Genomic DNA, 13,391 nt, shown 5'->3' on the forward strand with positions numbered 1-13,391 from the left:
GGAGCTGTCACGGCTCCAGCCGTGACTGAGGGAGAGATGCGGCACGACAGTGCCGCAGCATTAACGACATCGTGCGCAGCGCGATTCCGCCCTCGTCTCACTGCACCGCCAAGCTACCATCCTCGTTCCACACCGGCGCATCGGTGCTGCCGCTGTCGGTACCACTGTCAGTCGAGCCGCCGTTCTCGTCGGTACCAGTGCCCCCGTTATCGGTGCTGCCGCCGTTGTCCGTTCCGTTGTCGGTGGAGCCGCCATTATCGGTGGTGCCGCCGCCGTTCGAGCCGCCGTTGTTGGAGCTGTTGGAACCGCCGTTGCTTCCGGAGCCGCTGCCGTTGCTCGACGTGCCGCCGTTGTTGGAGGACGTGCCGCCATTCGACGGCGTCTGCGTGTTCTGCTGCGTTTGCTGTCCGGCGGCGCCGCCCGTCGTCGTGCCATTGTTGGTAGTGTCGCCGGTTCCGGTGCCGGTTCCATCGGTCGTGCCGGTTCCGTCGGTGGTCGTACCGTCGCCCGTCGCGGTGCCGCCGGCCGCCGCGTCAATGGACGCGTTCACGTCGTCGCTGGCCGTCTGCAGTCCCTTCAGGGCCTTCTTCATGGCCGCGGTGTCGGGCTTGTCCTGCTTGAGCAGCGCGTTCGCCGTGTCGATCGCCTGCTGCAGCGCCTGTCGGGTCGCGTCGTCGGCGACCGCGCCTTCGCTGTCAGTCAGCAGCGTCTGCGCGTCGTCGAACGCGGACTGCAGCTGCTTCTTGGCTGCGGTGCGATCGGCTTCGGTCTTCTTGTCGTAGCTTGCGGTCACGGCCTTGACGGCGTTCGTGACGGTCTGCGCGGCCTGCTTGGCCGTGTCGGTCGCCGTGCGCGCGGCCGTGGCGCGCTGCACGAGCACGCCGACGCTCAGGTCGGCGTCGCAATGCTTGACATCGTCCATGTTCTGCGCGTCGGCGACGGCCTGCTTGAGCGTGGTCAGTGTCGAGGCGTCGGCCACTTGGCTGGCCTTGTACGATTGCGCGGTTTTCGCGTCGGCGAGCGCGGTTTCGAGCGTTTTCGCCGCGTCGCTGTAGTCGGAGTAAGCCGCCTGGCATGCGGCGAGACGATCCGTGTCCGACGTGCCTTCGCGGCGGGAATTCCAGACGATCACGCCTGCGACGAGCGCGACCACGGCGACGATGGACACCGCCGCGGTGACGACGATCTTGGGGTTGAACGGCAGTTCGCGCGTGAGCGAGTCGTCCGGCTTCACGTCGCTTTCGGTGGGGGCGACCACCGGCGCATCGTCAACTTTGGCGAAGTCCTCGCCGGCGTTGTCGAGACGGACGGCGGGCTGCATGACCTGCGTCGCCGCGTCGCCCGCGGCGGCGTTCGGCATGATGCCAAGCCCCGGAGTCAGCGGCAGTCCGGCGTCGGGGATGACCGTCGTCTCCTGCTCGGCGTTCGTCTCGTCGGTCGCCGGCATGACGCGCGTTGCGGAGTCCGCCGCGGCGGGCTGCGGAACCGCCGACGACGGTTTGTCCGCGGCATCCTTCGCGCTGTCGGCACCGCCGTGCGCACCGGCAATCGGACCGAGCGACGGAATCGGCGGCAGGTCGGGCAGCACCGGCTTGTTGCGGGCGTTTTCCAACAGCGACGACGGCAGCGTGACCGTGGGAATCTCCACGGACGGAATGTCCGACGGGAAGTCGACCGTCGACGCGTCCAGCAGCGGGGCGCCCACGTCGGGCAGCACCGTGGTCTGCGAGTCGTCCTGCGGTTCGTTCGAACCATCTGCCGACGCTTCATCCGATACTTCGGATGCGCCGGATGCGCCGGCGGCCCCGTCCGACTTCTTTTCCGTCTTTTCCGTCGTCGCATTGACCGGAGGCACCACCACCGTGGGCGCCGCCGCATCGTCGACGGACGCGACCGCCGCGTCGCCGGTATCCGCCGATTGCGGTCCGGCCACCGGCTGGTCATCGTCCCCGTCGATCGACGGGAAGCTCAGATCAACGTCCTTCGCCGGATCCTCCTCGTTCTCGTCAGCCGGCGCAAGCCATTCATCATCCAACACTGCGCAACACCCATTCCCATGTCAAACCGCGGCCTCGCCGCAAACCCTACAATCCCCGCCCATCATACTAGCCACCCCCTATGGTTGCACGGGTCGGGATCGCCTCCATTCCGGCCCTTGAGCGGACGCTTCCGGCCACGGTCCACTGCAAAGCGCGCAAGGCGACGCCACATCGATGATTACGTTTGCAAATGAATACTTTTCACGTTACTGTCAACATGCATAATTGCGCCACTCTGAATTGACAACATTCGCATACACTCGTACCATAGAACACCAAGAGCACCGCAAAGACGCTGCGAGAAGCACGACCTTGCATCATCGGAACGAGCCGAAAACCAAAAGTTATAGGCTTAGGCCGCGCTTTGCTCCCACCCATCAACGCACTGCTGCCAACGTATCCAATCTCATCATCCACACTTCGTTGTCACCGTAATGATAACGATAGCATCAGTGTACCCAAATCAACCCGCAAAGGAGCACCATGACCACCGGATATCCGCCGGATTCACAGGATTCACCACAGAACGCCGCCCCTGCCAGCCCGTCAAGCCAGCGCTACGGCAGCCCGCAGCCGCACCGCCGCTCCCCCATCGCCAAGATCAGCACCAAGGCCGTGGCATGGCTGGCCGCGGCCGCCACGCTGTTCGGCGGCATGTCCGTCGCCACCATGTCGGCCAGCGCGGACACGGCAGTGACCGACAGCTACGCCAACACCCGGGGCAACGCCTCGTTCGAAGCCGCGCGCGAGAAGTACGGCCTGACCGAATCCATGGATTCCGGCGCCATCCTGCACGCATGGATGTGGTCGTTCGACACCATCAGAAAGAACATGGCCGCCATCGCCGAGGCCGGCTACACGTCCGTGCAGACCGAACCGATGAGCCATATCAAGGTCAACGAGGCCAACGGCAAGAAGTTCACCGAAAACTGGTACTACGTCTACCAGCCCATCAGCACCAGCATCGGCAACTTCGTGGTCGGCACCGAAGACGACCTCAAGGCGCTCACCGCCGAGGCGCACAAGTACGGCGTGCGCATCATCGTCGACGTGGTCGCCAACCACTTCACCTCCGACTGGAACGCCATCGACTCCAGCTGGAAGGACACCAGCCTGTTCCACAAGCGCTCCAACTGCTCGGGTGCGAACGGCGACAACATCAACTATTCCAACCGCTGGCAGGTCACCCAGTGCCACCTGCTCGGCCTGTGGGACATCAATACGCAAAACCAGACCGCCGCGAACAAGATGAAGGAATTCCTCGTACAGGCCGTCGCGGACGGCGTCGACGGCTTCCGCTTCGACGCGGCCAAGCACGTCGAGCTGCCGGACGAGCTGGGCGAGCATTCGGTCTACTGGGACACGATTCTGCAGAACGGCGCGCAGTACCAGTACGGCGAGGTGCTGCAGGGCGATTCCAGCCTGAACTACAAGGGCTACGCCGACCTGTTCGCCAAGTATTCGGCTGACGGCGGCGGCAACACCGCGTCCAGCTACGGCCAGACGGTCCGCTCGGCCATCCGCAACGGCAACCTGAGCGCCGGCACGCTGAGCAATCTCAGCACCGGCGGCGCGAAGAACGACCAGCTCGTCACCTGGGTCGAATCGCACGACAACTACGCGAACGGCGACAAGGAATCCACGTACCTCAACGACTATCAGCTCAAGATGGGCTGGGCGCTCGTCGCCTCCCGCCAGGCCGGCGCGCCGTTGTATTTCAACCGTCCGGTCGGCTCCGGCGGCTCGAACCCGCAGTTCGCGGAGCGGAGTCAGCTCGGCGACGCGGGCGACGACATGTGGAAGGACAAGTCCGTCGTGGCGGTCAACCACTTCCGCAACGCGATGGACGGCGAGGCCGAGTATCTGCGCAACTGCAACGGCCAGAACTCCTGCCTGATGGTCGAGCGGTACGTGTCCGACGGCAATCATGCGAACGACGGCGTGGTGATCGCGAACATGGGCGGCGACCAGAGCCTGGTCGGATCGGCCACCACGCTGGACGACGGCACGTACCAGGATCAGGTCAACGGCGGCACCATCACCGTCGCGAGCGGCAAGATCACGGCCGGAACCGCCAAGGGCAACGCCGTGAGCGTTTACTACGACGCGTCCGGTTCGACCGCCAAGGTCGCGTCCGTCTCCGCCACCGCGTCCACGTCGTTCAGCACCGACACCGCCACGGTCACGCTGTACGCGAAGAACGTGAAGAACGCCAAGTACGCCACGTCCGAGGGCAAGTCCGGTTCGTTCAAGGACGGCGACACCATCGAGGTCGGCGGCTCCCTGAAGGTCGGCGGGAAAGTCACCGTGACCGTCACCGCCACCAACGCGCAGACCGGCGAAACGCTCACGAACACGTACACATACACGAAGACGGAGGTCGAGGCGCAGCATCTCGCCAGCCAGTACCAGACCAAGACGAACGCCGCGAAGAAGACCATCACGGTCGACGGCAAGATGAACGACTGGGACAGCTCGATGATCATCGCGCAGGGCGCCGCGAACGACGACCCGCGCGTGTACCGCCCGAACTCGATGTACGAGGTGCCGATCGACCTGTACACGCTGTATGGCACGTACGACGACGACAACCTGTACCTGATGTGGGAGATGACCAACGTGCAGGACGTGGTCGCGCCGAACGACAACTATCCGCTGTCGCAGGGCACGCTGTTCAACACCATGAACGTCCCGTTCTTCTTCGCATTCGACACTGGCGACAGCTCCACGCGCATCGGCAAGAGCGCGCAGCTGAACACCGGCGGCACGCTGTGGGACAGTGGCATCACGTGGCAGAACAAGCTCAACAAGGTGCTCGCGATCTCCACGAACGGCGCGAACGGTCCGTGGATCTACGGCGGAGGCAGCGACGGCCTCAACGCGAACGCGCAGTACGGACCGGCGGCCAACAAGAAGACCGAGACCAAGAAGTCCGGCATCGCGTTCAAGTACGGGACCGGCATCCTGAGCTCGCAGGTCAACGGCATCGACGGCGCGTACGGCACCAACAACGGCCGCGTGCCCGGCGACATGAAGTCCGGTTCGAGCGCGAAGTGGGTCAACTTCAACGAGAAGGGCCACAATTCGTCCACGATGGACTTCCACTACGAGATGTCCGTTCCGCTGAGCGAGCTGGGCACCGACGCGGCGACGATCGCGAAGAGCGGTCTCGGCGTGCAGCTCGTCGCCACGATGGGCAAGTCCGGCATGGACGCGCTGCCGTACGATCTCGCGGTGAACGACAACGCCGATCTCGACGATTCGGCCGGTTCGCAGGAGAACAACAGCTTCGAGAAGTCCGATCCGGACAACTTCACCGTGAACTTCGCGCGCATCGGCGGTTCGGATGACTCCGGTTCCGGCGAGGGTAAGGACGATACCGTGAAGGTGACGTCCGTGGCGATCTCCGGCGACGGCGTGTCTGACGGCAAGCTGAACGTCGACTTGGCCGACGGCACGACGACCGCGCAGCTGGCCGCGACCGTAAAGCCGGACAATGCGACGAACAAGCAGGTCACGTGGAAGTCGTCCGACACGTCGGTCGCGACCGTGGACAAAAACGGTCTCGTGACGTTCGTGAAGGCCGGTTCGACGACGATCACGGCGAGCGTCGACGGCAAGTCCGCGACCGTTGCGGTGACCGTGACCGGCAAGAAGCCCGTGGCCGCGAATACGACCGTGTTCTACCCGAGCACCGGTTTCGGCAAGGACTCCACGTACCTGCACTACCGTGTGGGAGACGGCGAGTGGACGACGGTTCCGGGCGTGAAGATGACCGCGGCCTGCGACGGGTGGGTCTCGTACACCATCAAGGGTGTGAAGGAGCAGCAGGTCGAGTTCGTGGTGACCAACGGCTCCGGCAACTGGGACAATAACGGAGGCAAGAACTACCGGGCGTCCGGCGCGACCATCGTGCTCAAGGACGGGCAGCTCGGTTCTGTCGCCCCGTGCGAAGCGGTGGCTGAAAAGACGCCGATGACCGTGTACTACAAGCCGACCGCCGCATGGAAGACGGTGAAGATGTCGTACACCATCGGCACGAAGACCACCAACAACGTGACCATGAAGGCCGCCTGCGACGGCTGGTACATCGCCACCATTCCCGACGCCGGCGGCAAGAAGGTCAAAACCGCATTCACCAGCGGATCCGACTGGGACGCCAACGGCTGGACCAACGGCAAAGGCAACGGCTACTGGGGCACCGGCGACACGCTCGCCGTCACCGGCGGCCAATCCATCGCCGACGTCACACCGAATTGCGTGGTGAAGCAGTAGTGGCACGGGGATAGTCCCCGGCAACAACATCCCCCTTCCGGCACAACGTCCGGCAACACGGTGAGGCCGCTCTCGGATTCATCCTCAGAGAGCGGCCTCACCGCATACGCATCGTATCCATCAAAAGACCCCGTATGACGACATTGGAACAATGCTATGGTTCCGCGCGCGGGGTCAGTCTCATCAGCGCATGGAGCGCAATTGATCAGCAATCCACGTGTTGACAACCGCATTGCGGCTGACCGCCAAATTCTCAGCCTCTTTATCCAGTGCGTCAACCATCCACGCGGGCATCGTCAATACAACCCGTTCCCCCAGTGGCGAATGATGCTCGATTACAGGATTGTCCAGATCGAGGAAGTCGAATATGTCCTCACCGTCGTCGAACCATCCCTCAAGCTGGCCGCTGGTGATCGAATTGACATCGAATTGACATCGAATTGAGCTTTGAGCGTCATAATTATCTTCTTTCTCTTCATGACTTACATACAGATATGGCGCAAATTGCGCCTGCCGAGCCGAACGATGATTATCCGGTGCCACCATCAATCACATCCACATGTGCAGAGCAAACCACGTGTCCTTGGTGGTCGTGTCGCCGCCGTCCGAGTCATCCCCGCGTATGCGGAGCGAACCCGGCGGTGCCGGCTTCGGGCGTCTGCGGGTCCGGATCATCCCCGCGTATGCGGAGCGAACGGGTCCTGGGCTTCGCCGAGCACGTACTGGCCGGGATCATCCCCGCGTATGCGGAGCGAACGATCCTGTTGCCGTTGATTTTCAGGATGCCGCGGGATCATCCCCGCGTATGCGGAGCGAACCTTGTTGCGGGGGAGAACTGATAGTTGGATGACGGATCATCCCCGCGTATGCGGAGCGAACGACCGGCACACGCTGCCCGTCGACGACAAGCGCGGATCATCCCCGCGTATGCGGAGCGAACGACCGGCACACGCTGCCCGTCGACGACAAGCGCGGATCATCCCCGCGTATGCGGAGCGAACTTCACGGGAAGCATGTTGACGTCTTTCATTCGGGGATCACGCCTGCAACTGCAGGCCAGCCTCTATCGTCCACGACGATTGTGACATCTATAGCATGTTAGCACTAGCTAACATGCTATAGATACATAGCCACTATAAATGTTAGAACTGCTTAACATTTGATAGTATGTTAGATATTCTTAACATAAGCCCTACAGTAAAGGTTAGCCATGAAAGGCATGAGCAACATTCAGTCCGTGAGACAGCTGGCCGTTAGCTTGCGCGACGCACGCGTGATCAAAGGGATTACTCAGGCTGAACTCGCTGACATGGCAGGCATCAGCCGACCCTGGATCAACCAATTTGAGCAGGGCAAGTTGAAAAACGCAAGCATCGACAGGGTTCTCACAGTATGCCGAATACTCGGAGTCACGATCGGCGTGTCATACGATATTCCGGAAGAACCGCAGGTCCCCGCGTCCGCTCCGCCCTCCCACGCCGAGATTGATCAAAGCCCCACTGACACCGATGCGCATGACGGTCTCGAGCCACTTGTCGACACAACAGACACCGTATCGGCAAAACACGAAGACCAGAGCAGCGCATTCCCCGCATCATCGTTGGAGAAAGCGCTGTCCGGCCCCGCAATACAGGAAGCCCTGACGAAAATGTCACAGGCGACTTCCCTCGCCGATGCCGTGAATATATCGCAGAAGCTCCAGCAATGGTCCGGCACACGATCATTGTTCGGCGAATCATATCTGCAAGCGTTGAAGAATTTGGATGCAACCGCTGCAGCCGGAAGAATCAGCTCCTCCGATCGACCGCAACAACACTCCCCGACCGATAAGGAGCAGTCACATCATGAATAAGATCAAGACACTTGACGTACTGCTTGAAGGACACCGCATCGGAGTATTGCAAGAAAACTCGGCAGGAAAACATACGTTTACCTACGATATGTCAGCCCCAATCACCGCTCAACTATCACTATCCATGCCCCGTCGGACCACGCCATGGGAAGGGACGCCCATTGAGGCGTACATCGACGGGATTTTGCCCGACGACCCGGCAATCAGACAACAAATTGCACGGACTTACGGGGCGAACGCCCGCAATCCATTTTCCCTGCTAACCGCAGTCGGCCTTGACTGCGGAGGAGGCGTCCAGTTCGTTGTCCCCGGTCAATATGACGAAATTCGTTCGGAGGAACGTGTGGTTCCGATTAGCGAGGAGCAAATCGGGGCGCGGCTGCTCAGCATAGCCGGAAGCGGACAATCGACTTGGCAAAGCAGCGGCGAACACTGGTCGCTGAATGGTGCGCAAGAAAAAATTGCACTTAGGTTTACCGATGGGCAGTGGTACGAAGCCGAAGGAGCCGCCGCCACAACGCACATCATCAAACCAGGAATCCGTGATCTTAAGGAGCAGGCATTCAACGAATATCTTTGCATGAAAACGGCGGAGCGCCTCTCACTACCAGTCGCGGAGTCCGAGTACCGAATGTTCAACCATGTGCCCGCAATCGTCAGTACACGTTGGGATCGCCATATCGACAGTCGATCAGTTCCCTCAACGGTGAACAGAATCCATCAAGAGGATCTCTGTCAGGCCATGAGTGTGATGACTGCTCAAAAATACCAAGCCGATGGTGGACCCGGAGCCGTAAGTATTGTGCGCTTTCTTCGCGATAACGGTTTTCCAGAAGAGGATGTTCGACTCTTTTTTAAAGCACTGGCATTCAACTACCTTATTGCCGGATCCGACGCCCATGCAAAGAATTATGCAATTCTGGAGCCAGCAGGGCAGCTCCCTCGACTGGCTCCACTGTATGACTTGGCATCAATGTTCGCTTATGATACGTCACGCAAGGATCGCAAACTGGCCATGAGTATAGGAGGCGAATACTCATGGGAACGCATTGATCTCCGCCACTGGCACCGATTCGCCGAAGCGTGCGCCGGACCGGATGATTGGGATATGCTTGCAAACATCCTCATTGATCTCGCCGTGCGAACGCTTCCCGCATTCATCCAATCATCGTTCGAGGCGCTGAACATGCTATCGCAACTAGCGGAAGACAATCAAGACACCGAGGACAAGCTTGAACTCATTCGCAGAATTCGTGAGGGAATCTCCGAACAAAGTGCCAAAGTGCTTCAATGGTTTTCAAAAGATGCGCAGAAATAAGAATCGAAACATTCCTCGCAATAAAGCAACTATAAGTCTATCGGCATTAATTAATTAATTAACACCAATAAAAGGAACTAGACAAACCAAGATGCATGAACTATCATTTCATTTTATGGAAGTTTTATCAGCCCTACTTGGTGCAGTCGTAGGTTTTCTACTCTCAACAGCCTTATGGATCATACAAAGATATTTTGACAAAAAAGATCGATTAACAGAAGAAAAGAGATCTCTCGTATATGCCATTATACGAACAAGAATGAATAATCCAAAAATGACTGAATACCTCAATGAAATTCCGATAACATTCGGAGACAATGAAGAGATCCTCAATTTATACAGGCTTCTAATGAACACACACGCCGAAAAGAAGACAGAAGTTCTCACGGACCTTCTGAATACACTGATAAAAGCGATAAACCCTAAAACATCGTTAAGACAGTCGGATATCACCAATGGTCTCACTACAATCATCTGAGATTCCACAACGAAACGCTATCATGACTTGGTCTTATATCACCAAAGATCGTAGCTGAATATTCGGGTTTCTAAGCTGTGATGTTATTGCAGAGCAGGCACCGAAATTATTGAGGTCGAACACCGATTGGTCGATTATATTATTCGCCGCACAATGATCGCGTAATGAAAGGAGTATTCCGATGATGGCGACTGGATAAGAGCGAAACTCGCGCTCAGGCTTCGTGGTCAGAAGTTGTTCCGCAGGAACGATGGTATCAGCGCAAGGCGTGTCGGAGCTAAATGCGCGTTCTATCTAACGGCATTCTTTGTTTTTGCGTCTTGGCGGGAACAAATCTAACAAGAAGAATACCTCCTCTCACACCTGTATATCGAAAACCCAGTAGCGCACGCCGGAACCATCTCCACCGCCACATAAGGTGAAGACTTTTTGATGTGGTCTGATGCTGATTGCTTAGCAGCCAATATCAGACCACATTCTTGATATCTACCGCGGCAGAGTCCCCAATCTATTTCTCAGCGACTTGGCTTGCGTACGGATGCTTGAGAAGAAGGTAAGAGCATCGGTAATGCTCGCCGTTACAGGTCTTACCGGCCTTATCAGATTGCCGAGCACACGTAACATGTCGATTGCCTGTTGCACGCCAGCAGGAACGGTAAACATGTTAGATAACTGGTCTAAGTTATTCATCATCATGTCGATCTGCTGGTTGCGCAGCGACCCCATTGGCATAGAAGCAATTTGATCAATATATAACTGTAATGCTACATAATAATTATCCCATGTGGCAGAGATACGTCGTATGCTTGCGTCGAGCTTTTCGATATCGTCATGTGATTCGGAAGAAATTCGGTTACCCCAAGATATCATGCCTGTTGCAGGGGTGTTTTTCGGCAATGGATTGGCGTTCAACCGATTCATTATGTTATTTAACGATTGCGTAAAATCGGTAATATCGGCTTGTATGCTGTCGGATGATTCCTCAGCTTTTGCAAGCATGGAAAGATAATCCGCATCATTATTAGAACTGCTTTCATCCTTAACGGCACGTGTAACATGATCTAGAGTTTGATCTATTTTCTCATTTTGCTCAGCAACCGTCTTTTGAAGCGCTGACGCAATTTCTGATACTCGCTGTTTATAAGAACGGGTGTTGGTGGGTTCATAAGCAAGATCTTCGACGGAAATGAATTGGCGACTCTGGATGATATTTCGAACGGGATCTGTTCCATTGTCAGGAATTACATCGATGTTCTGCCATATCATAGACAGTATTTTATTTCCGCTGTTTTGTCCAGCTCTTGTATCAAATTCAAGCAGCTCTTTACGACAAGGGTCGCTTTTAAGATACATTGGCGTTACGGCAACCAAGAGAATGTTGGCTTTAGCGATATTGTCATCGAGGATCTTCTGCCAGTCTGATCCCCATTGGATTTCTGTATCCATGAATAGATGGAGTTTCTTACCGGTTTGATATTCATATGACTGAACTATACCTCTGGCAAGATCAATGATTGCGTTATCTAGATACTCATTGTCCTGATGACGGTAGCTTAAAAAAATATTGGCGTCATATTCGGATGTGGACAGCGTGTCCGTCTTTGCTGTGTATTGTATTGCAGGTTCCATGAGATTGGTGAACGGATTGCTCATTTCCTGAGTATTTTCAGCGGCAATGAATCCATCTCCATCCCATAATGCCGAAACGGGAATGGCCCACATATTATCCGCGAATTGCAGAATGCGAGTTCCACAGTACACGACATATCCTCGCTGAAAACGGTTATCTTTGGAACGCAGCTGAGCCAGCCCGGCGAAGTCTGTACGATCCACCTTGCGGTTTGACTTGACTTCAATCCCGATAAGTTCATTGTCATGAACAAGCACGAGATCAACTTCCTTGGGCTTGGACCCGCTTTCCCTCCAATAAAATGCATCCGGACGGTTGTTTGACCATTGTGTTTCCGGCACGATTTGGTTGATGACATAAGACTCAAATACTTGGCCGAACAGTGCCCGATCTTGGTCGATATCTTTTCCACTACGCATAAACGTTGCGATAGAGAACGAGGTGTCCAACGGATGCACTTTCGACCTAGCCAGCACCTGACGATTGGCCGTGTTTTTTAGATTCGGCAAAGTACGGATAAGAAATCTACTGGCGAAGATACTAACATATCGTTCCACGGTTCGCGCATCAACGTGCACTAAATCGGCAGTTCTTTTAAGATTAAGAATGCCCCTTGGTGTTGCCAAAATCTCTTGCAAGACGGACAACGCGATAGACCTGTCGAGATGTTCCCCGGGTAATATGGTATCCCCAAGTACGTTGTCAATATCGTCTCGAATGGCGAGACGTCGCGCTTCTGAGGTAATGAAAACGTTGTCTGCAACGTAAGAGGGAAATCCTCCGATCTCCATGTAACGTTTAATGTCGGATATCGATGTTTCGGAACGGTAACCCTGATTTGGGATATAACTCCACAATTTATCTACGATACTAACTGCAGCATTGCCGTAATACTCATGCCGGGTAAGCGGATTGAGCAAGAACCGTCTTGAGCGGCGAGTCAATGGATCTTGACCATCTAGCCCATTGCGCGTTATTGAAGCGGAACCAGTGAGGATAAACTGTGTTGCAGTATCCGTTGTTCCGTCCACGATTCCTTTAATAGCAAGCGGCAAGTCAGGGATGCGCTGCGCTTCGTCAATAATTGTGCCAGCAGGAAGCGAGGCAAGCCAATCATGTAAATGCGCCTTGGCGTACTGGTATGTGCTCTCGTCCGCGAGGGATTCATAGTGGAAATCTGGCAACTCGCGTTGAACGAGCATCGTCTTTCCGACTGCCCGAGCACCTTCGAGTATCAATACCTTCGATCTTGTGTTCCTGAGCGTTTGCGCCAACGGCCTTGATACGTATGTCATATGTAAGATTATAGCATGCTATGAAGAAAAACAGCATTAGTTGTGCAAAAAAAACAACATCTGATGTATTTTAGTACAATCATCTGCTGTTTTCTTCGTTTCAGCCGCCTTTCAGAAGTATGTACCCGAGGAACGGCATCGAGAGAGCTGTTGCGGACCAATAATATCCAGTCAGGTAGGTGTCATCAATCGCCGAACAGGAGCCGAAGAACATTGACGACGCACTATGTCGGAGAGAACGCGCTCCGGTTTGTTTAGGGGGGCATATGGCGGTAGTCTGTTGGTTATGGTTGATGAAGTGTTTACTCCTCATAACATTATTGTGACCGGTGGTTGTGGTTTCATCGGTTCGAATTTCGTGCATTACGTGTACAACAATCATCCTGATGTGCATGTCACGGTGTTGGATGCGTTGACGTATGCGGGCAATCTGGAGAATATCAAGGCGATTCTCGGTGACCGGGTGGAGTTCGTGCACGGCAACATTTGCGACGCGGAGCTGCT

Annotated in this window: 8 protein-coding genes and 1 CRISPR repeat array; of the genes, 5 read left to right on the top strand and 3 right to left on the bottom strand. The window is 56.3% G+C overall.

What is annotated here, in order from left to right; translation table 11 throughout:
• Positions 1-97 precede the first annotated feature (97 nt).
• Positions 98-2,038 carry a hypothetical protein gene (locus tag KIH79_RS01495; RefSeq protein ID WP_219057753.1) on the bottom strand — a complete coding sequence of 647 codons (1,941 nt, stop codon included), beginning with the start codon at positions 2,036-2,038 and terminating at the stop codon, positions 98-100.
• 484 nt (positions 2,039-2,522) lie between these two features.
• Between KIH79_RS01495 and KIH79_RS01500 the strand changes: the two genes are divergently transcribed.
• Positions 2,523-6,314, top strand: a complete 3,792-nt coding sequence (locus KIH79_RS01500; protein WP_219057754.1) for an alpha-amylase family glycosyl hydrolase — start codon at positions 2,523-2,525, stop codon at positions 6,312-6,314.
• A gap of 183 nt (positions 6,315-6,497) precedes the next feature.
• Here the strand turns inward: KIH79_RS01500 and brnA are convergent, their stop codons facing one another.
• Positions 6,498-6,755, bottom strand: a complete 258-nt coding sequence (brnA, locus tag KIH79_RS01505; RefSeq protein ID WP_219057774.1) for a type II toxin-antitoxin system BrnA family antitoxin — start codon at positions 6,753-6,755, stop codon at positions 6,498-6,500.
• A gap of 169 nt (positions 6,756-6,924) precedes the next feature.
• A CRISPR array of direct repeats spans positions 6,925-7,315; the repeat unit is 25 nt; unit sequence TCATCCCCGCGTATGCGGAGCGAAC.
• Positions 7,316-7,533: 218 nt separating this feature from the next.
• Here brnA and KIH79_RS01510 point away from each other — a divergent pair.
• From KIH79_RS01510 to KIH79_RS13160, 3 genes are all read left to right on the top strand, one after another.
• A complete protein-coding gene (locus KIH79_RS01510; RefSeq protein WP_219057755.1) occupies positions 7,534-8,166 on the top strand; it encodes a helix-turn-helix transcriptional regulator in 633 nt (210 codons plus the stop codon).
• The gene (locus tag KIH79_RS01515; RefSeq protein WP_219057756.1) at positions 8,159-9,484 is read left to right on the top strand and encodes a type II toxin-antitoxin system HipA family toxin; all 1,326 of its coding nucleotides are present in this window, start codon (positions 8,159-8,161) and stop codon (positions 9,482-9,484) included. Before KIH79_RS01510 ends, KIH79_RS01515 begins: the two co-directional genes overlap by 8 nt.
• Positions 9,485-9,599: 115 nt before the next feature.
• The gene (locus KIH79_RS13160; RefSeq protein ID WP_420829337.1) at positions 9,600-9,962 is read left to right on the top strand and encodes a DUF6680 family protein; all 363 of its coding nucleotides are present in this window, start codon (positions 9,600-9,602) and stop codon (positions 9,960-9,962) included.
• Positions 9,963-10,448: 486 nt separating this feature from the next.
• Here the strand turns inward: KIH79_RS13160 and KIH79_RS13095 are convergent, their stop codons facing one another.
• Complete coding sequence (locus tag KIH79_RS13095) at positions 10,449-12,887, bottom strand: DUF4143 domain-containing protein (protein ID WP_219057757.1); 2,439 nt, start codon at positions 12,885-12,887, stop codon at positions 10,449-10,451.
• A 286-nt stretch (positions 12,888-13,173) separates the two neighbouring features.
• On the opposite strand from KIH79_RS13095, the gene KIH79_RS01525 reads away from it, so the two are divergent.
• On the top strand, positions 13,174-13,391 hold a 218-nt coding region (locus KIH79_RS01525), incomplete at its 3' end, for a GDP-mannose 4,6-dehydratase (RefSeq protein ID WP_219057758.1).

This window comes from Bifidobacterium miconis, assembly GCF_019331735.1.
Taxonomy (GTDB): Bacteria; Actinomycetota; Actinomycetes; order Actinomycetales; family Bifidobacteriaceae; genus Bifidobacterium; species Bifidobacterium miconis.